This is a genomic window from Caenimonas soli, assembly GCF_013155545.1.
GTDB lineage: Bacteria > Pseudomonadota > Gammaproteobacteria > Burkholderiales > Burkholderiaceae_C > Ramlibacter > Ramlibacter soli.
In genome coordinates this window covers 78,830-97,074 of record NZ_JABJVV010000017.1, presented here as the reverse complement: position 1 = coordinate 97,074, position 18,245 = coordinate 78,830, and the positions used below count along the sequence as shown (strand labels likewise).

General features: G+C 65.2%; 21 protein-coding genes and 1 pseudogene. 15 read left to right on the top strand and 7 right to left on the bottom strand.

The window, feature by feature from the left end; genetic code table 11:
* The first annotated feature begins 11 nt into the window (after positions 1-11).
* Both HNE04_RS22660 and HNE04_RS22655 read left to right on the top strand, forming a co-directional pair.
* A complete protein-coding gene (locus tag HNE04_RS22660; RefSeq protein WP_207717691.1) occupies positions 12-641 on the top strand; it encodes a hypothetical protein in 630 nt (209 codons plus the stop codon).
* 80 nt (positions 642-721) lie between these two features.
* Complete coding sequence (locus HNE04_RS22655) at positions 722-925, top strand: CopG family transcriptional regulator (RefSeq protein ID WP_172224376.1); 204 nt, start codon at positions 722-724, stop codon at positions 923-925.
* Here HNE04_RS22655 and HNE04_RS22650 read toward each other — a convergent pair.
* Positions 922-1,104: a hypothetical protein gene (locus HNE04_RS22650; protein ID WP_172224373.1), complete on the bottom strand. Its 183-nt coding sequence runs from the start codon at positions 1,102-1,104 to the stop codon at positions 922-924. The genes HNE04_RS22655 and HNE04_RS22650 overlap by 4 nt on opposite strands.
* 274 nt (positions 1,105-1,378) lie before the next feature.
* Here HNE04_RS22650 and HNE04_RS28345 point away from each other — a divergent pair, with 274 nt between their 5' ends.
* From HNE04_RS28345 to HNE04_RS22625, 6 genes and pseudogenes are all read left to right on the top strand, one after another.
* Entirely contained in the window at positions 1,379-1,510 is a 132-nt protein-coding gene (locus HNE04_RS28345; RefSeq protein WP_268904944.1) for a hypothetical protein, read from the top strand.
* Between the two features lie 2 nt (positions 1,511-1,512).
* Positions 1,513-1,809 (top strand): PepSY domain-containing protein, encoded by a 297-nt coding sequence (locus HNE04_RS22645; RefSeq protein ID WP_235965314.1) that lies wholly within the window; start codon positions 1,513-1,515, stop codon positions 1,807-1,809.
* 65 nt (positions 1,810-1,874) lie between these two features.
* A complete protein-coding gene (locus HNE04_RS22640; RefSeq protein WP_172224370.1) occupies positions 1,875-2,378 on the top strand; it encodes a PXPV repeat protein in 504 nt (167 codons plus the stop codon).
* 182 nt (positions 2,379-2,560) lie between these two features.
* Entirely contained in the window at positions 2,561-3,895 is a 1,335-nt protein-coding gene (locus HNE04_RS22635) for an Ig-like domain-containing protein (protein WP_172224367.1), read from the top strand.
* A gap of 86 nt (positions 3,896-3,981) precedes the next feature.
* Positions 3,982-4,581, top strand: coding sequence for a phosphoheptose isomerase (locus HNE04_RS22630; RefSeq protein ID WP_172224364.1), 600 nt, complete (start codon positions 3,982-3,984; stop codon positions 4,579-4,581).
* Positions 4,578-5,213: pseudogene (locus HNE04_RS22625) on the top strand (BON domain-containing protein); the annotation flags it as partial. The gene HNE04_RS22630 and the pseudogene HNE04_RS22625, both read left to right, overlap by 4 nt.
* Before the next feature lie 140 nt (positions 5,214-5,353).
* Here HNE04_RS22625 and HNE04_RS22620 read toward each other — a convergent pair.
* From HNE04_RS22620 to HNE04_RS22610, 3 genes are read right to left on the bottom strand one after another with little or no spacing between them, the layout of a single operon-like run.
* Positions 5,354-6,259, bottom strand: coding sequence for an NAD(P)-dependent oxidoreductase (locus HNE04_RS22620; protein ID WP_172224358.1), 906 nt, complete (start codon positions 6,257-6,259; stop codon positions 5,354-5,356).
* Positions 6,260-6,273: 14 nt separating this feature from the next.
* A complete protein-coding gene (locus HNE04_RS22615) occupies positions 6,274-7,410 on the bottom strand; it encodes a PilT/PilU family type 4a pilus ATPase (RefSeq protein ID WP_172224355.1) in 1,137 nt (378 codons plus the stop codon).
* Between the two features lie 19 nt (positions 7,411-7,429).
* Positions 7,430-8,473 carry a type IV pilus twitching motility protein PilT gene (locus HNE04_RS22610; RefSeq protein ID WP_172224352.1) on the bottom strand — a complete coding sequence of 348 codons (1,044 nt, stop codon included), beginning with the start codon at positions 8,471-8,473 and terminating at the stop codon, positions 7,430-7,432.
* Positions 8,474-8,536: 63 nt separating this feature from the next.
* On the opposite strand from HNE04_RS22610, the gene HNE04_RS22605 reads away from it, so the two are divergent.
* On the top strand, positions 8,537-9,226 hold the full coding sequence (locus HNE04_RS22605; RefSeq protein WP_172224349.1) for a YggS family pyridoxal phosphate-dependent enzyme: 690 nt from the start codon (positions 8,537-8,539) through the stop codon (positions 9,224-9,226).
* A 79-nt stretch (positions 9,227-9,305) separates the two neighbouring features.
* Here HNE04_RS22605 and HNE04_RS22600 read toward each other — a convergent pair whose 3' ends face one another.
* The 3 genes from HNE04_RS22600 to HNE04_RS22590 all read right to left on the bottom strand — a co-directional run bounded on the left by HNE04_RS22600 (position 9,306) and on the right by HNE04_RS22590 (position 12,220).
* Positions 9,306-9,857: a DUF3617 domain-containing protein gene (locus tag HNE04_RS22600; RefSeq protein WP_172224347.1), complete on the bottom strand. Its 552-nt coding sequence runs from the start codon at positions 9,855-9,857 to the stop codon at positions 9,306-9,308.
* A gap of 71 nt (positions 9,858-9,928) precedes the next feature.
* Positions 9,929-11,422 carry a glycerol kinase GlpK gene (gene glpK / locus HNE04_RS22595; protein WP_172224344.1) on the bottom strand — a complete coding sequence of 498 codons (1,494 nt, stop codon included), beginning with the start codon at positions 11,420-11,422 and terminating at the stop codon, positions 9,929-9,931.
* Between the two features lie 30 nt (positions 11,423-11,452).
* Positions 11,453-12,220 (bottom strand): DeoR/GlpR family DNA-binding transcription regulator, encoded by a 768-nt coding sequence (locus HNE04_RS22590; protein WP_172224341.1) that lies wholly within the window; start codon positions 12,218-12,220, stop codon positions 11,453-11,455.
* Positions 12,221-12,432: 212 nt separating this feature from the next.
* Here HNE04_RS22590 and glpD point away from each other — a divergent pair, with 212 nt between their 5' ends.
* The 6 genes from glpD (at position 12,433) to HNE04_RS22560 (ending at position 18,232) form a co-directional block, all read left to right on the top strand.
* Entirely contained in the window at positions 12,433-13,980 is a 1,548-nt protein-coding gene (gene glpD / locus HNE04_RS22585) for a glycerol-3-phosphate dehydrogenase (protein WP_235965312.1), read from the top strand.
* Positions 13,980-15,053, top strand: coding sequence for an ABC transporter ATP-binding protein (locus HNE04_RS22580; RefSeq protein WP_172224466.1), 1,074 nt, complete (start codon positions 13,980-13,982; stop codon positions 15,051-15,053). Before glpD ends, HNE04_RS22580 begins: the two co-directional genes overlap by 1 nt.
* Complete coding sequence (locus tag HNE04_RS22575; RefSeq protein ID WP_172224338.1) at positions 15,053-16,129, top strand: ABC transporter ATP-binding protein; 1,077 nt, start codon at positions 15,053-15,055, stop codon at positions 16,127-16,129. The genes HNE04_RS22580 and HNE04_RS22575 overlap by 1 nt, the downstream gene beginning before the upstream one ends.
* Complete coding sequence (locus tag HNE04_RS22570; protein WP_172224335.1) at positions 16,126-17,016, top strand: carbohydrate ABC transporter permease; 891 nt, start codon at positions 16,126-16,128, stop codon at positions 17,014-17,016. Before HNE04_RS22575 ends, HNE04_RS22570 begins: the two co-directional genes overlap by 4 nt.
* A gap of 83 nt (positions 17,017-17,099) precedes the next feature.
* The gene (locus tag HNE04_RS22565; protein ID WP_172224463.1) at positions 17,100-17,912 is read left to right on the top strand and encodes a carbohydrate ABC transporter permease; all 813 of its coding nucleotides are present in this window, start codon (positions 17,100-17,102) and stop codon (positions 17,910-17,912) included.
* Between the two features lie 11 nt (positions 17,913-17,923).
* On the top strand, positions 17,924-18,232 hold the full coding sequence (locus HNE04_RS22560; RefSeq protein ID WP_172224333.1) for a DUF2160 domain-containing protein: 309 nt from the start codon (positions 17,924-17,926) through the stop codon (positions 18,230-18,232).
* Positions 18,233-18,245 lie beyond the last annotated feature (13 nt).

Below are 18,245 nucleotides of genomic sequence, written 5' to 3'. Positions count from 1 at the left end.
GCCCGCAAGACATGCGTCACGCCATCATCGCGCTGGTCCTGGCGGCCGCCGGCCTGGCCGCGCATGCGGCCGGTGCGGACTTCGCAAAAGAAAGTCCGTCGGCCGACGCGCGCCACGTTGCCGACTGGGCCGTCGATTCCGGCGATCACAAGGCCATGCCCTTCGTGATCGTCGACAAGGTCGCCGGCAGGGTCTTCGTCTTCGATGCCCACGGCCGCCTGCAGGGCGCCGCCCCCGCCCTGCTCGGCCTGGCGCTGGGCGATCACTCGGTGCCGGGCATCGGCAGCCGCAAGATGTCCACGATCCGCCCGGAGGAACGCACGACACCGGCCGGCCGTTTCGTCGCCACGCTGGAGCGCAGCCTCAAGGGCGACGAGATCCTCTGGATCGACTACGACGCGGCCATCGCGCTGCACCGTGTCATCGCCACCGCCCCCAAGGAGCGCCGGTTGCAGCGCCTCGACAGCCGCACGCCATCGGACCGGCGCATCACCTATGGCTGCATCAATGTGCCGGTGAAGTTCTTCGACAACGTGGTGGTTCCGGCTTTCAGGGGAACGGCTGGGGTTGTCTACGTGCTGCCCGAGACCCGCTCGGCGCGTGAAGTCTTCGGCTCCTACGAGTTGGCCCCGGCTCGCTGAGCCGGCGGTCGCCTGAGCTACCCCCGCAAACCATTGCAGTTGTTGCGGGCACTCGCCATGCATGACGCGATCCAACCACCATGCAAAGAAAAACAGCCAGAATCTCGGTACTGATCGATGCCGGCAAGAAGGCGGCGCTCGCCGCCACCTGCGAAATCCAGGAAACCACGCCCTCCCAGGTGGTGCGCAGCCTCATCACGGAATTTCTGGTCGCGCACGGCGCCAATCTGCCGGGCTATCCCAAGCGCAAACTGGATAAGCGCGGCAGCGCGAAGCCCGCCTAGTCCCCGCCCTTGCCTTCCCCGTCACTTTCCGGCGCTTGCTGGTCTTCGGGCTGCACCGGCACCTGCGGTTTCGTGGCGCGGGATCTGACCAGGAAGCGAGCGACGCTGGCCGAGCCGGTTCCAGACCGGCGCCCCGGCGGCGTGGTCTTGTCGTTTTCCTGGTCGTCGGTTTCGGACATGCACGATTATTACTCTAATAGGCACATGTTTTGTGCAATTCCATGCGTGGCACTCATGTAAATCGGATGTGACGCGCCGGTCGGTCAGAAGACTAATGCGGCCCCATGCCGCAGCCGCATTCATGGCCACCTGGACTCTAGGTTTAGCGAGAGTTCTTTCGCCCGTCGGATGCTGCCTTTCCCACTGCCTCTCTCTTCTTAACCTGGCATTCGTTCAGGTAGCGTTCACATGGTCGCGGGCAAGATGTGTTCCATACCAACCGAAGGAGCCTCCATGAAACGCCTTGCGCTTGCCGGGTACCACGTCTTCTACGAGTACTGTGGTCAGCACTTCACGACGCTGATGCACGAGCACCCCGGCCCGAGCCTGCAAGTGCGGGTGTCTGTTGATCCTGTTGGGCGGTAACTATGCGGTCCAAACTCTGGCTGATCCCACTGCAGATGAACTTGCTCATCATCCCGATCTACGCCGTCCTATTGGCGGCCGCGGCCCCGGCCTGGGCCAACCTCAGCCGAGACGACGCCGCTGCCGCAGCTCAACGCCTGACCAACGCGCGCGTGCTTTCTGTGGAGCCATCAGAAGTCGCGCGGCGTCCGGCGTGGCGGGTCAAGGTGGTCACCGCCCAAGGCGAAGTCAGGGTGATCCTGATGGACCCGGTTAGCGGGCAAGTGCTGGAGCCCGGCGGCAATCTCGCCTTTTTGTAAGTCGTTCAGCTTGCGTTCATGCACGCACGCGCACGATGTGATTCATGCCAATCCAAGGAGCTCTCATGAAACGGTTCATTTCCACGAAATCGCTCGCTGCGGCCGGACTTGTCTTGGGCGCTCTCGGTGCGGCCTCGGCCGCGCACGCCCGCAGCGACGTGTACTTTTCCGTCGGTGTCCATGCGCCCGGTGTCTACGTGCAGCCGGCGCCGGTGTACGTGCAGCCCAGGCCCGTTTACGTCGCTCCGCGCCCCGTATACGTGGAGCCTCAGCCGGTCTATGTGCCAGCACCAAGCCACTACGGCCAGCACCGGTACGAGGACGATAGTGGGCGCTCTGATTCGCACGGCTGGCAACGCCGCGGCCCGAATGGCGATCACGACGGCGACGGCATCGCCAATATCCACGATCCGGACAGCCCGCGCAACCAGCGTCGCTTTGCGCGCCTCTATGGTCCATACGGCGACCTCGACCGCGACGGCATCATGAACATGGACGACCGCGATCGCGACGGCGATGGCGTTCGCAACCGGCACGACCGCTTCCCGGAAGATCCGTATCGTTACTGACCGGCGGTGACCGCTGACCGTCTCAGCACGCCGCGCGAAGAGCACAAGCCCTGACTCATCAAGGGCGTGCGCTCCTACGGCTGCGGCTGAGCAGGCGATGAACAATGTAACTCAGCAGTTCGGATGGGGAGATGGACCCCTTGTGTCCGTTGCCCGTCCCCCTCTCTACCGCAGGAACTCCAATGAAAAAACACCTTCGCAATCACGTGGCTTCCCTCTTCCTGATGGTGCCCTGTGTCTTGGCTATCGTCGCGTCTCCGGCAACGGCACTGGCGCAAAACGCGTCGCCCGAGGTGCGCTCTGTGGAGGTCAGGTCCGACGGCGACTTGGAACCTGGCACGCGGCTCACGTTCAGGGTGATGGGCACGCCCCGCGCCCGCGCCGTGCTGCGTATCAGTGGTCTCAGGGAGCGGATTGAGCTGAGAGAAGTGGCACGCGGCCTCTACGTCGGCCGCTACGTCCTCAAGCGCGGTGATCGCATCGAGAGCGATAGCGAGATCCGAGCCGTTCTTCGCTCGGATAACCGCTCCGGAGCGGCGACCTACACGCTGGCTGAGGTAATGTCGGACCAGGGACCGGTTGCGGGCCCCACACCTCCGTCGCCGCCTTCAGCGCCCTTCGTGATCGAACGGTTCACGTTGGCTCCGCTGGACCGTATCGAACCCGGCGCAGACTTGCGATTCGCCCTGGATGGATTTCCCGGCGCAACGGTGCGCGTCGACCTGCCAGGTATTGAGAACGACATCGCGCTGCGAGAGGTCCGCCCCGGCCACTACGAAGGAAGCTACACACTCCGACGCTCCGACAACCTGAATCTGTCCCGACCCATGGTCGCGACACTTCGGGCCGGCGACCGGGTCGTCACCGCCAACCTGCAGTTGCAAGTGGCCCAGCCCTCGAACGACAATCGTCCCCCCAACCTCGTCAATCTTGCCCCGCGCGAGGGCGAAATCATCCCCGCGGGGCCAAACATCCAGATTTCCGCGAACTTCGAGGACCGAGGCGGCAGCGGCGTGGACCCGGCTACGGTACGTATCAATTTGTCTGGGCGCAATGTCACTTCTGACGCTCAGATCACTTCGAACTCTTTCGCGCTGCGTGCCAACTTGCCCCCAGGTCGGCATTCGGTGGACGTCTCCGCACGAGATCGTGCCGGCAACACCGTTCGCAAAGAATGGAGCTTTGAGGTAGCGGCGGCCGCGCCCGCGACCGTTCCGCTCCAGGTGCTGAACCATGCCAACAACGCGCAGATAACGGGTGGCACCACACAAGTGCAAGGGCGTACGGCGCCTTTCGCTTCAGTGACGATCAAGGTGGACGCCATCGCACCGGTTCCCGGTGGATTCAGCGTGGCGCAGCAGGTTTATTCTCAGACGCTGCAAGCAGATGCGAACGGTAATTTCTCGTTCAACTTCAGTCCACGGTTCCTGGTTCCCGGCACGCGTTATGAAATTGCGATGGTTGCCAGCAAAGCCAACGTCAACACCGAATCCAAGCTGGTGCTGCACCAGCGTTGATGCTGGCGGCGCTACTCAATCGCGATTGGGAGTCGTGAAAGGGTGATTGATCCTGGGCACACACCGGCCGGTTATCATCCCCAACCATGCTCGAACAACGCATCCAACAGCACTTCATCGACAGCGCCGACCTCAAGTACCAGTCGGCCCAATCCTTGAGCAAGCCGATCGCGGCCGCTGTGCAGGCCATCCTGGCCTGCGTCACCAGCGGCGGCAAGGTCCTTGCTTGCGGCAACGGCGGCTCGGCTGCCGACGCCCAACATTTCTCGGCGGAGTTCGTCGGCCGGTTCGAGCGCGAACGGCCCGAACTGGGCGCGATAGCGCTCACCACCGACAGCTCGATCCTCACTGCCATCGCCAACGACTACGACTACGAGCGCATCTTCTCCAAGCAGGTGCGCGCGCTGGGGCAAGCGGGCGACGTGTTGCTGGCACTGTCCACGAGCGGCAACTCGGCCAACGTATTGGCCGCCATCGAAGCCGCTCACGAACGCGAAATGACCGTCGTGGCGCTGACCGGCCGCGGCGGCGGAAAAATGACCCAGGCCCTGCGCGAGACCGACGTACATATCTGCGTGCCGCACGAGCGTACCGCGCGCATCCAGGAAGTCCATATCCTGGCGCTGCACTGCATCTGCGACGGCGTGGATGCGCAACTCCTCGGAGAACAGGAAACCCCTACATGAATTCGAATGGCAAATCCCTGGTGCTGACCTCGCTGGCAGCCGCAACGCTCGCCGTTGCGCTGTCGGGCTGCGCGCCGCTGATCATCGGCGGCGCAGCCGTGGGCGCGATGGTCACCCTGGACAGGCGCACCCCGGGCGCGCAGCTGGACGACGAGGCCATCGAACTGCGCGGCGCCGCCCGCCTGCGCGAAACCCTGGGCGCGGTCCACGTCAATATCAACAGCTTCAACCGGCAGGTCCTCTTGACGGGCGAGGTCCCCAACGAGGCGGCCAAGCAAACCGCCGAGCAGGTCATATCGCGCGTCGACAACGTGAAGGGCATCGTCAACGAGCTGGCCGTCATGAGCAGCACCACGCTGGCACAACGCTCGGCCGACACCCTGGTGACGGCCAAGGTGCGCGCCTCCCTGGTCGATGCCAGGGACCTCTACGTCACCGCGTTCAAGGTGGTGACCGAGCGCGGCACGGTGTACCTGATGGGACGAGTGACCCAGCGCGAAGCCGACCGTGCGACCCAGATGGTGCGCACCATTCCCGGCGTGCAGCGCGTGGTGCGGATCTTCGAGACCCTCAGCGAGGAAGACCTGCTGCGCCTGGCGCCACGGCAGGCCAGGCCGAGTGCGGCCCCTGTGGCACCTGCGGCAGCGGCAGTTGCGCCCGCCGCCGCCGCCGTCGCTGAGCCGGCCCAGCCTGCCGCCTCACCCACCACCGCCCCCTCAGTGACGCCCACGCCCCTGCCGCCGCTGGCACCGGCGGGCACTCAGCGCTAGCGCTAGTCTTTCAGCCGCTTGATCAGGCTGGAGGTGTCCCAGCGCCGGCCGCCCATGGCCTGGACGTCGGCGTAGAACTGGTCGACCAGGGCCGTGACCGGCAGCCGGGCGCCATTGCGCTTGGCTTCATCCAGCACCAGCCCCAGGTCCTTGCGCATCCAATCGACGGCGAAGCCGAAGTCGAACTTGCCTTCGATCATGGTCTTGCCGCGGTTGTCCATCTGCCAGCTCTGCGCGGCGCCCTTGCCGATCACTTCCAGCACCTGGACCATGTCCAGCCCGGATTTCTGGCCGAAGGCGATGGCTTCCGACAAACCCTGCACCAGCCCCGCGATGGCGATCTGGTTGACCATCTTGGCGAGCTGGCCGGCGCCGCTTTTGCCCAGCAGCGTGAAGGCCCGCGAAAACGCCATCGCCGCCGGCCGGGCGGCATCGAAGGCCGCCTTGTCGCCGCCGCACATCACCGTGAGCAAGCCGTTCTGCGCGCCTGCCTGGCCACCCGACACAGGCGCATCGACGAACTGCAGGCGCAGCGCCATCGCCTTGGCGTAGAGCTCGCGCGCCACATTGGCCGAAGCCGTGGTGTGATCGATGAAGACGGTGCCGGGCTTCATGCCGGCGAAGGCGCCGTCCGCACCGAATACGACAGAGCGCAGGTCGTCATCGTTGCCCACGCAACAGAACACCAGGTCGCGGCCCGCGGCGGCTTCGCGCGGCGTCGCGGCGGAGCTGCCCTTGAATTCACCGGTCCAGGCCTTGGCCTTGGCAGCGCTGCGGTTGAACACCGTGACGTCGTGGCCGGCCAGTGCGAGGTGGCCGGCCATGGGAAAGCCCATCACGCCCAGGCCGAGGAATGCGACCTTGCGTGCGGGGGTGGGTTCGTATGTCTTGGGATTGGTGCTGCTCATCCCGACATTAAACATTAAACGATGGCGAAATGCTCCGTGCCGGCGGACAGGTCGGAGCTCTTGGCGCGTTGGCTGTTCAGCTTGATCTGCAGCCGCAGGTCGTTCACCGAGTCGGCGTTTCGCAGCGCGTCCTCGAACGTGATGATGTTGGCCTCGAACATGTCGAAGAGCGCCTGGTCGAAGGTCTGCATGCCCAGGTTGCGGCTCTTCTTCATGACTTCCTTGATCTCCGAGACCTCACCCTTGAAGATCAGGTCGGAAACCAGCGGCGTGTTCAACATGATCTCCACCGCCGCGCCGCGGCCCTTGCCATCCTGCTTGGGCACCAGCCGCTGCGAGATGAAGGCCTTGAGGTTGAGCGAGAGATCCATCAGCAGCTGGGCCCGGCGTTCTTCGGGGAAGAAGTTGATCACCCGGTCCAGGGCCTGGTTGGCGCTGTTGGCGTGCAAGGTGGCCATGCACAGGTGACCGGTTTCGGCGAAGGCGATCGCGTGTTCCATGGTCTCGCGGTCGCGGATTTCGCCCATCAGGATGACGTCGGGCGCCTGGCGCAGCGTGTTCTTCAGGGCCGCTTCCCAGCTGTCGGTGTCCAGGCCCACTTCGCGCTGGGTCACGACGCAATTCTTGTGCGGATGCACGAACTCCACCGGGTCCTCGATCGTGATGATGTGGCCCTGCGAGTTCTCGTTGCGCCAGTCGATCATGGCCGCCAGCGTGGTGGACTTGCCCGAGCCGGTGGAGCCGACCAGGATGGTGAGGCCGCGCTTGGACATCACCACTTCCTTGAGCACCTGCGGCACGCCCAGGCCGTCGATGGTCGGCAGGATCTGCGGGATCACCCGCAGCACCATGCCCACCTTGCCCTGCTGCACGAAGGCGTTGACGCGGAAGCGCCCGATGCCCGGCGGCGAGATGGCGAAGTTGCACTCCTTGGTACGCTCGAATTCGGCCGCCTGCTTGTCGTTCATGATCGAACGTGCCAGGGCCAGCGTGTGGCCCGCGTTGAGCGGCTGCGGCGAGACCTTGGTGACCTTGCCGTCGACCTTGATCGCCGGCGGAAAATCGCCGGTGATGAAGAGGTCGCTGCCATTGCGGCTGACCATCAGCTTGAGCAGGTCGTTGATGAATTTACTGGCCTGGTCGCGTTCCATGGCGGTCCTTCAATTGCATTTATCCGGGGAAGTTCTCGGGGATCTTGGCCTTGCTACGGGCCTCGGCCGGGCTGATCTGGTTGCGCTTGACCAGCTCCGTCAGGTTCTGGTCCAGCGTCTGCATGCCGAAGTTGTTGCCGGTCTGGATGGCCGAGTACATCTGCGCGACCTTGGCTTCGCGGATCAGGTTGCGGATGGCCGACGTGCCGATCATGATCTCGTGCGCCGCGACCCGGCCCGCGCCGTCCTTGGTCTTGCACAGCGTCTGGGAGACCACCGCCTGCAGCGATTCGGACAGCATGGCCCGCACCATTTCCTTTTCCTCGGCCGGGAACACGTCGATGATCCGGTCCACCGTCTTGGCGGCGCTGGACGTGTGCAGGGTGCCGAACACCAGGTGGCCGGTTTCCGCCGCCGTCATGGCCAGCCGGATGGTTTCCAGGTCGCGCATTTCGCCCACCAGGATCGCGTCCGGGTCTTCCCGCAGCGCCGACTTCAGGGCGGCGGCGAACGACAGCGTCATCTGCCCCACTTCGCGCTGGTTGATCAGGCATTTCTTGGATTCGTGCACGAACTCGATGGGGTCTTCCACCGTGAGGATGTGGCCGTATTCGGTTTCGTTCAGGTAGTTCACCATCGCGGCCAGGGTTGTGGACTTGCCCGAGCCGGTGGGCCCGGTGACCAGCACCATGCCGCGCGGCTTGAGCGCCAGGTCAGCGAAGATTTTGGGGGCGTTCAGCTGCTCGAGCGTAAGGATTTTGGACGGAATGGTCCGAAATACCGCACCCGCGCCGCGGTTCTGGTTGAAGGCGTTGACCCGGAAACGCGCCAGGCCGTCGATCTCGAACGAGAAATCGACCTCGAGGAACTCTTCGTAGGTCTTGCGCTGGGTGTCGTTCATGATGTCGTACACCATGGCGTGGACCTGCTTGTGGTCCAGCGCGTCGACGTTGATCCGCCGCACGTCGCCATGAACCCGGATCATGGGGGGCAGGCCGGCTGACAGGTGCAGGTCGGAAGCCTTGTTCTTGACGCTGAATGCGAGCAGCTGGGTAATATCCACAAGTCCCTCTTCTTGGTAATGTCAGGTGAGCCGCGCTGCGCGCAGCTCGACCATTGACCAATTATGACCACGATTCAAAGCAACCTCCAACGAGTTCATGAGCGGATAGCCGCGGCTTGTGCAGGTGCGCAACGCCCCGTGAATGAAGTCACGTTGCTCGCCGTATCCAAAACCTTCGGCCCCGAAGCGGTGCGAGAGGCGTTTTCGGCGGGGCAGACGGCCTTTGGCGAGAACTACATCCAGGAAGCGGTGGAGAAGATCGCCCTGCTGCGGGATCTTCCCTTGCAATGGCATTGCGTAGGCCCGATCCAGAGCAACAAGACCCGTCTGGTGGCCGCGAATTTCGACTGGGCCCATACGGTGGATCGCCTCAAGATCGCCCAGCGGCTGTCAGAGCAGCGGCCCGAAGGCATGGCGCCGCTGCAGGTGTGCATCCAGGTCAATATCGACGGCGGCGCCACCAAGGCGGGGGCCAGCCCCGGCGAAACGCTCACCCTCGCCCAGCAGATCGCCGAGCTGCCCCGGATCACCCTGCGCGGCCTGATGACGATCCCCGAGCCGGCGGCCGATTTCGCCGCGCAGAAGGCCGTTCACCTGCGCGCCAAGGCGCTGTTCGAGGAGTTGCGCGAGGCCGGGCTGGCGGTGGATACCCTGTCCATGGGCATGACGGCCGACCTGGAAGCCGCCATCGAGGCCGGCGCCACCATGGTTCGCGTGGGAACCGCGATCTTTGGCGGGCGGCCGACGGCTTGAGGGATGTCATCCCGGACTCGATCCGGGATCCATGACTGCCGGGCTCCTGGATTGCGGGTCAAGCCCGCAATGACAGCCGTTACTTTTTCGCGGCCGGCGGGACGATCGGCTTGACGTTGCCGCAGTCCGCGCCCAGCCATTTGCCGCCGCCTTCCATGTTCATTTTTTCCGGCTTGCCATGGGACTTGGAGGTCACCACCATCTTCATGGTGTAGGCCTCGGGGCTGGTGAAAGTCACCTGGCCCTCGCCGGCCGAAGGCGGATTGACGCACATCGTGGCGAACTTCATCGTGTTGCCGCTGCGCGACTGGTGCGTGGTCTTGCAGTCGCCCTGCTGCGACGGCAGCTCGTTCTTCTCGACCATTTCCTTGGTCATGCAGACCTTGGCGGTCATGCCGCCGGCGGGGCCCATCTTGACGCCCTGCTTGGCCATCATCTCCTCGACCATCTTGCGCTGGTCCGGCGGCATGTTCGCCATCTGCTCCTGCATCTGCGGCATGCCCTGCTCCGACTGGCCGCCGGTGCTTTGCATCTTCTGGGTGACTTCCCACAGGCCGGGTTTCATGCTCTGGGCGCCGGCCGTGGATGCAAATGCGGCGAGCAGGGCGGCGGCGAGGTAGTTCGATTTCATGGATCCCCCGGGGCAGAAAAACCGCCATTTTCCGCCAGCCACCCGCGCCGAATATCCACGCTTTCCCGTGTTCAGGCCAGCGTCGCCTGCCGCACTGCGTGCTCCCACTGCCCCATCAACTCGGCGGCACGGTCGGAGCCCAACGTGGGCAGGAAACGCCGCTCGGCCTTCCACAGCGCCGAGAGCTCGTCGGTGCTCTTGTAGACGCCGCTGGACAGGCCGGCGAGGTAGGCCGCGCCCAGCGCCGTGGTCTCGGTCACGGCCGGACGCACGACGGGAATGCCCAGCAAGTCGGCCTGGAACTGCATCAGCAGGTCGTTGACGCAGGCGCCGCCGTCCACCCGCAGCTCGCTCACCGGCGCCGCTCCCGCGGCCACGGCGTCGCGGCTCATGGCCTGCAGCAAGGCGCTGCTCTGGTAGGCGATGCTCTCCAGCGCCGCACGGGCGATGTGCGCGACCGTGGTGCCGCGGGTCAGGCCGGTGATGGTGCCGCGCGCATCGGGCTTCCAGTAGGGCGCGCCCAAGCCGGTGAAGGCCGGCACGACCATCACGCCGCCCGAATCGGGCACGCTCTCGGCCAGCGATTGAACTTCGCCGCTGCCCTTGATGGCGCGCAATCCGTCGCGCAGCCATTGCACCACGGCGCCGCCCACGAACACGCTGCCCTCGGTGGCGAATTCGGTGCGCGCGCTGACCTGCGCCGCACTGGTCGTGAGCAGGCCGTTGGCCGAGGTCTGGAATTTGGTGCCGGTGTGCATCAGCATGAAGCAGCCGGTGCCATAGGTGTTCTTGGCCATGCCTTCCTTGAAGCAGGCCTGGCCGAACAGCGCGCTCTGCTGGTCGCCGGCGACACCGCCGATGGCGATAGCCGCACCCAGCACCGACGGCCGGGTTTCGCCAAAGGCGGCACTGGAAGGCAGCACCTTGGGCATGAGCTCGATCGGGATGTCCAGCAGCTGGAGCAGCTCGGCATCCCACTCGTTCTTGCGCACGTTGAACAGCATGGTGCGCGAGGCATTGGTCACGTCGGTCGCATGCAGCGCACCCTCGGTCAGCTGCCACAAGAGCCAGCTGTCCACCGTGCCGAAGGCCAGTTCGCCGCGCTGCGCCTGTTCGCGCGCCCGCGGCACATGGTCCAGCAGCCATTTGAGCTTGGTGCCCGAAAAGTAGGCATCGATCAGCAGGCCGGTTTTGGCCTGTATCAGCTGCGCGTGGCCCTGCTCGCGCAGTTGGGCGCAGGTGGGCTCGGCCCGCCGGTCCTGCCACACGATGGCGTGGTGGACCGGCTGCCCCGTCTTGCGGTTCCACAGCACGGTCGTTTCGCGCTGGTTGGTGATGCCCAGCGCCCGGATGTCGCCGGCTTTGAGCTTGGCCTTGACCAAGGCCTCCTTGGCCGTCGCCAGCTGGGTTCGCCAGATCTCCATCGGGTCGTGCTCGACCCAGCCGGGCTGCGGATAGATCTGCGGCAGCTCCTTCTGGGCCAACGCCACCACCTGGCCCTGTTGGTCGAAGACGATGCTGCGCGAGCTGGAGGTTCCCTGGTCGAGGGCAAGAAGGTAGGTCATGCGATTCGATTGGATTCGTTTGTGTTCGAGCTAGACCGCCGCAATGACGCACTGCACGTCGGCGTCGGCAAGCAACTGCGGAAACGGGTCGGGCGGCGGCCCGTCGGTGAAAAGACGATCGATCTGCGACAGCCGCGCCAGCTCCACCATGGCCGGGCGGTTGAATTTGCTGTGGTCGGCGGCCAGCCACACCTCGCGCGAGTGCTCGATGATGGTCTGCGCAACCTTGACCTCGCGGTAATCGAAATCGCGCAGCGAGCCGTCGGCCTCGATGCCCGAAATGCCGATCAGCGCGATGTCCACCTTGAACTGGCGGATGAAGTCGACGGCGGCTTCCCCGATGATGCCGCGGTCGCGTGTGCGCACCACCCCGCCCGCCACGATCACCTCGCATTGCGGATTGCCGCTGAGGATGGCCGCGACATTGAGGTTATTGGTGATCACCCTCAGCCCGGTGTGTCCCAGCAGCGCGCGGGCGATCGCCTCGGTGGTGGTGCCGATGTTGATGATCAGCGAGCAATCGTTGGGCACCTGGGCCGCGACCGCCTGGGCGATCGCGGCCTTGCCGGCGGCATGCAGGCTCTCACGCTGCTGGTGCGCAATGTTCTCGACGGTGGAACTGGGCACGCGCACGCCGCCATGGAAACGGGCCAGCAGGCCGGATTCGGACAGCCGCTGCACGTCGCGGCGCACGGTCTGCAAGGTCACGCCCAACTTGTCGGCGAGTTCCTCCACCGTGACCGAACCGCGGACCCTGACGACATCGAGCAGCTTGAGCTGCCTGGGATTTGAATTCACTTTGATTTTTTCTGGACGCGGTTGGCTCGCACTAGGTTAGTGCGAACGGGAAAGAACAAATTCAGGGAAAACTCTTATTGGAAACGATCAAAAACGAATCACAATGGAATCGATCCGAAAAACGCTTTGTTTCATTTTTGCCTAGGTATTCCGTGTCATCTCAACCGAATGGTATCGCCGGAGCAGCAGGCTCCGACTCGAAAGACGCGCTTTTGCGCGAATTCGATTGCGACGTGCTCGTGGTCGGCGGCGGCATCAACGGCACCGGCATCGCCCGCGACCTGGCCGGCCGCGGCTGGCGCGTCACCCTTTGCGAACAGGACGACCTGGCGTCGCACACCTCGTCGGCCGCCACCAAGCTGATCCACGGCGGCCTGCGCTACCTGGAGCACTACGAGTTCTCGCTGGTGCGCAAGGCCCTGCAGGAACGCGAGGTGCTGATGCGCAGCGCGCCGCACATCATCAGGCCGCTGCGCTTCGTCATGCCGCACGATCCTTCGATGCGCCCGGCCTGGATGATCCGCGCCGGCCTGTTTCTGTACGACCATCTCGCCAAGCGCGAAGTGCTGCCGGGCAGCACCAGCGTGAACCTGCACGGACACGAACTCGGCCAATGCCTGCAACCGCATCTGGGGCGGGCCTTCGTCTATTCCGACGCCTGGGTCGACGACGCCCGCCTGGTGGTGCTGGCCGCGCTCGATGCGCAGTCGCGCGGCGCCAGCATCCACACCCGCACCCGCTGCGTCGCGGCGCAACGCAGCGCCCAGGGCTGGGACGTGACGCTGCAGCCGCGGGGCGGCGCCGCCCGCCAGATCAGGGCCCGCGCCCTGGTCAACGCGGCCGGCCCCTGGACTGAATCCTTCCTGCGCAGCGAAGCACGCGCTTCGCACGGCGAAATGCTGGCCAGCCGCAGCCTGCGCCTGATCAAGGGCAGCCACATCGTGGTGGCGCGCCGCTTCGAGCATGACCACGCCTACCTGTTCCAGAACCCGGACAAGCGGATCATTTTCGCGATCCCCTACGAGGGCGATTTCACGCTGATCGGCACGACCGACGTCGAGCTGCACGGCGAGCCGCGCAGCGCCCGCATCGATGCCCAGGAAACCCAGTACCTGTGCGAACAGGCGAGCCGCTATTTCAAGCGCCCGGTCCATCCGACCGAAGTGGTCTGGAGCTACTCCGGCGTGCGCCCGCTGCTGGACGACGCCTCGGGCGATCCTTCGGCTGTCACCCGCGACTACCTGCTCGAGCCCAACACCGAGGCAGCGCCGCTGCTGTCCATCTGGGGCGGCAAGATCACCACCTTCCGCAAGCTGGCCGAAGAAGCGGCCGAGCAGGTCGGGCACATGCTCGGCGATGCGCGCAGCGCGTGGACCGAGCGCGCGGTGCTGCCCGGCGGCGACTTCTCCGACTGGATCGGCCCGGCACAACGGCCCGACACCGACTTCGACCGCTTCCTCGTGGAAGCGCACAAACGCTACCCCTGGATGGCCGAGTCACCTTTGCGACGAATGGCTCGTTCTTACGGTAGCCGCATCGATCAAGTGCTCGCACAATCGGCGCCCGGCATGGGTGCAGAGGTCGCGCCGGGCCTGTACGAGGCCGAGCTCGATTACCTGCAGCGCACCGAGTGGGCCACCGGCGCCGACGACGTGCTGTGGCGGCGCAGCAAGCTGGGCTTGCACTACACGGCGCAGCAACGCGATGACGTCGCGGGCTGGATGGACAACAAGGACACCCAAACGAGAAAGGTTGCGTGATGCAGCTGGCCCTGGAAGAAATCAGCAAGAAGGTCGGTGCGCAGGACTGGCTCTATGAAATGAGCCTGGCGCCGCGCCCCGGCGCGGTGACGGTGCTGCTGGGCGCCACGCAGGCCGGCAAGACCAGCCTGATGCGCATCATGGCCGGCCTGGACACGCCCAGCCACGGCCGCGTGCAGGTGGATGGCCGCGACGTGACCGGCATGCCGGTGCGCGATCGCAACGTCGCCATGGTCTACCAGCAGTTCATCAACTACCCGTCGCTCAAGGTGGCGGACAACATTGCCTCGCCGCTGAAGCTGCGCGGCGAGAAGAACATCGCGCAGCGCGTGCGCGAACTGGCGGCCCGCCTGCACATCGACATGTTCCTGGACCGGCTGCCGGCGGAGCTCTCGGGTGGGCAGCAGCAACGCGTGGCCCTGGCCCGTGCGCTGGCCAAGCAGGCACCGCTGATGCTGCTGGACGAACCGCTGGTGAACCTGGACTACAAGCTGCGCGAGGAACTGCGCGAGGAACTGACCCAGCTGTTCGCAGCCGGCGACTCCACCGTGATCTACGCCACCACCGAGCCCGGCGAAGCCCTGCTGCTGGGCGGCTACACCGCCGTGCTCGACGCCGGCGAACTGCTGCAATACGGGCCCACGGCCGAAGTGTTCCATGCACCCAAGTCGCTGCGCGTCGCCCGTGCCTTTAGCGACCCGCCGATGAACCTGATCTCCGCCGAGGCCGCCAGCCTGGGCGTGAAGCTGGTCGCGGGACCGGAGCTGTCGATCCCGCTGCCGGCTGCCGCGTCCAAGTCGCTCACCATCGGCGTGCGCGCCGGCGCGCTGCGCGTGCAGCAACAGCCGGGCGACGTCGCCCTGCAAGGCAAGGTGGAACTGGCCGAGATCTCGGGCTCCGACACCTTCGTCCACGTTGAAACCGCGGTCGGCGAAGTGGTGGCGCAGCTGACCGGCGTGCACTACTTCGGCCTGGGCGCCTCGGTCACGCTGTACCTCAATCCGGCGCAAGTGTATGTATTCGACTCCGCCGGCGCCCTGCTGGTGGCGCCCGAACGAAAGGGAGGCCGCTGATGGCCCGCATCGACCTCGACCTGGCCCATGCGTACAAGGCCAGTCCGCGCGAAGACAGCGACTACGCGCTGCTGCCCTTGAAGATGACGTTCAAGGATGGCGGCGCCTATGCCTTGCTCGGCCCCTCGGGCTGCGGCAAGACCACCATGCTCAACATCATCTCGGGCCTGGTGGCGCCCTCGCAAGGCGAGGTGAAGTTCGACGGTCAGGACGTCACCCACGCCAGCCCGCAGGAGCGCAACATCGCCCAGGTGTTCCAGTTCCCGGTGATCTACGACACCATGACCGTGGCCGAGAACCTGGCCTTCCCCTTGCGCAACCGCAAGGTGCCGGAAGCTCAGATCAAGAAGCGCGTCGGCGAGATCGCCGAGATGCTGGAGCTCTCCGGCCAGCTGAACCATCGCGCCGCCGGGCTGGCCGCCGACGCCAAGCAGAAGATCTCGCTGGGCCGCGGCCTGGTGCGGCCCGATGTGTCGGCCGTGCTGTTCGACGAGCCGCTGACGGTGATCGACCCGCACCTGAAGTGGCAGCTGCGCCGCAAGCTCAAGCAGATTCATCACGAACTCAAGCTGACGCTGATCTACGTGACCCACGACCAGGTCGAGGCCCTGACCTTCGCCGAGCAGGTGGTGGTGATGACGCGCGGCCGCGCCGTGCAGATGGGCAGCGCCGATGCGCTGTTCGAACGCCCACAGCACACGTTCGTCGGGCACTTCATCGGCTCGCCCGGCATGAACTTCCTGCCGGCCCAATCGGCGCCCGGCGAACTGCGCATCGCCGGAACCACGCTGTCGGTGGCTGCGACGCGGTCCCTGCCGGATGGCGACATCAAGCTGGGCCTGCGCCCGGAATACGTGAGGCTGGTGGCCCAAGGCGTGTCCGGTGCGCTGCCGGCGCAGGTGACGCAGCTGCAGGACATCGGCACCTACCTGATGCTCACCGCCACCATCGACGGCCAGCCGGTCAAGGCGCGGCTCAGTCCCGAAACACAGCGGCCGCAGGCCGGCGACACCGTCTGGCTGCAGATGCTCGGCGAGCACACCTGCTTTTACAAGAATGAGGAGCTCGTCGCATGAGCACCACCACCAAACCCGTCAACCAGAAGGCCTGGCTGCTGATCCTGCCGGTGCTGGTCTGCGTGGCCTTCTCGGCCATCCTGCCGCTGATGACCGTCGTCAACTACTCGGTGCAGGACATCATCTCGCCCGAACGGCGCGTGTTCGTCGGCACCGAGTGGTTCGCCGCCGTGATGCGCGACCAGGAACTGCATGCCGCGCTGTGGCGCCAGCTCACCTTCTCGCTGGCCGTGCTCGCCGTGGAAATCCCGCTGGGCATCGCCCTGGCCCTGTCGATGCCCGCGCAGGGCTGGAAGGCCTCGCTGGTGCTGGTGATCGTCGCGCTGTCGCTGCTGATCCCCTGGAACGTGGTGGGCACCATCTGGCAAATCTACGGCCGCGCCGACATCGGCCTGTTGGGCGCCGGGCTGCAGAAGCTGGGCATCGACTACAGCTACACCGGCAACGCCCGCGACGCCTGGATCACCGTGCTGGCGATGGACGTCTGGCACTGGACGCCGCTGGTCGCCCTGCTCTGCTACGCCGGCCTGCGCTCGATTCCCGACGCCTACTACCAGGCTGCCCGCATCGACGGCGCCAGCAAGTTCGCCGTGTTCCGCTACATCCAGCTGCCCAAGATGCGCGGCGTGCTGATGATCGCGGTGCTGCTGCGCTTCATGGACAGCTTCATGATCTACACCGAGCCCTTCGTCCTCACCGGCGGCGGCCCCGGCAACTCGACCACCTTCCTGTCGCAATTCCTCACGCAGAAAGCCGTCGGCCAGTTCGACCTGGGCCCGGCCGCTGCTTTCTCGCTGATCTATTTCCTCATCATCCTGCTGCTGTGCTTCGTCCTCTACAACTGGATGCAGCGCGTCGGCACGCAAGAGAAAGAGGTGACGCAATGAACACCCTCGCCCGCACCCCACTCGATGGCATCGACGCGCAGCCCGCTCCGGCCCTGCCCCAGGTTTCGCGCAAGTCACGCCCCATGAACAAGCCGCGCTTCCAGGCCAAGACGCTGTTCCTCATCGCCTACATCGTCTTCGCGCTGTTGCCCATCTACTGGATGGTCAACATGAGCTTCAAGACGAACAACGAGATCCTCTCCAGCTTCTCGTTCTTCCCGCAGGAGTTCACCTGGCAGAACTACAAGACCATCTTCACCGATGCGTCCTGGTACTCCGGCTACATCAACAGCCTGATCTACGTGGCGATCAACACCGTGATCTCGGTGGCGGTCGCCCTGCCCGCCGCCTACGCCTTCTCGCGCTACAGCTTCCTGGGCGACAAGCATGTGTTCTTCTGGCTGCTGACCAACCGCATGACGCCGCCGGCCGTGTTCCTGCTGCCCTTCTTCCAGCTGTACACCACCGTCGGCCTGATGGACACGCACATCGCCGTGGCCCTGGCGCACCTGCTGTTCAACGTGCCGCTGGCGGTGTGGATCCTGGAAGGCTTCATGAGCGGCATCCCGCGCGAGATCGACGAGACGGCCTACATCGACGGCTACTCGTTCCCGCGCTTCTTCGCCACGATCTTCCTGCCGCTGATCAAGGCCGGCGTGGGCGTGGCGGCGTTCTTCTGCTTCATGTTCAGCTGGGTGGAACTGCTGCTGGCGCGCACGCTGACCAGCGTCAACGCCAAGCCCATCGTGGCCACCATGACCCGCACCGTCTCTGCCTCCGGCATGGACTGGGCGACGCTGGCCGCCGCCGGCGTGCTGACGATCGTGCCGGGTGCCATCGTCATCTGGTTCGTTCGCAATTACATCGCGAAGGGTTTCGCGATGGGCCGTGTTTAAGGAAATTCAAAATGTTCGACTGGATGGTCTGGACCACGCCGGTAACGGTTTTCTTCACCTGCATCGGGCTGATGCTCGCAGGGATGACGGTGTGGGAGCTCAAGTCCCCCACCACGATGCGCAAGGGGTTCCTGCCGATCGCCACCACCCGCGGCGACCGGCTCTTCATCGGCCTGCTCACCGCGGGCTACATCAACCTGGCCTTTATCGGGCTGGCAGGGAAGTTCACCACATGGTTCGGGCTGGAGCAGGAACCCAGCATCTGGATCAGTTTCGTGGCGTCTATGGCCGTCCTGGCGCTGATCATGCGCCGCGGCTAGTTTCTATTTCAAC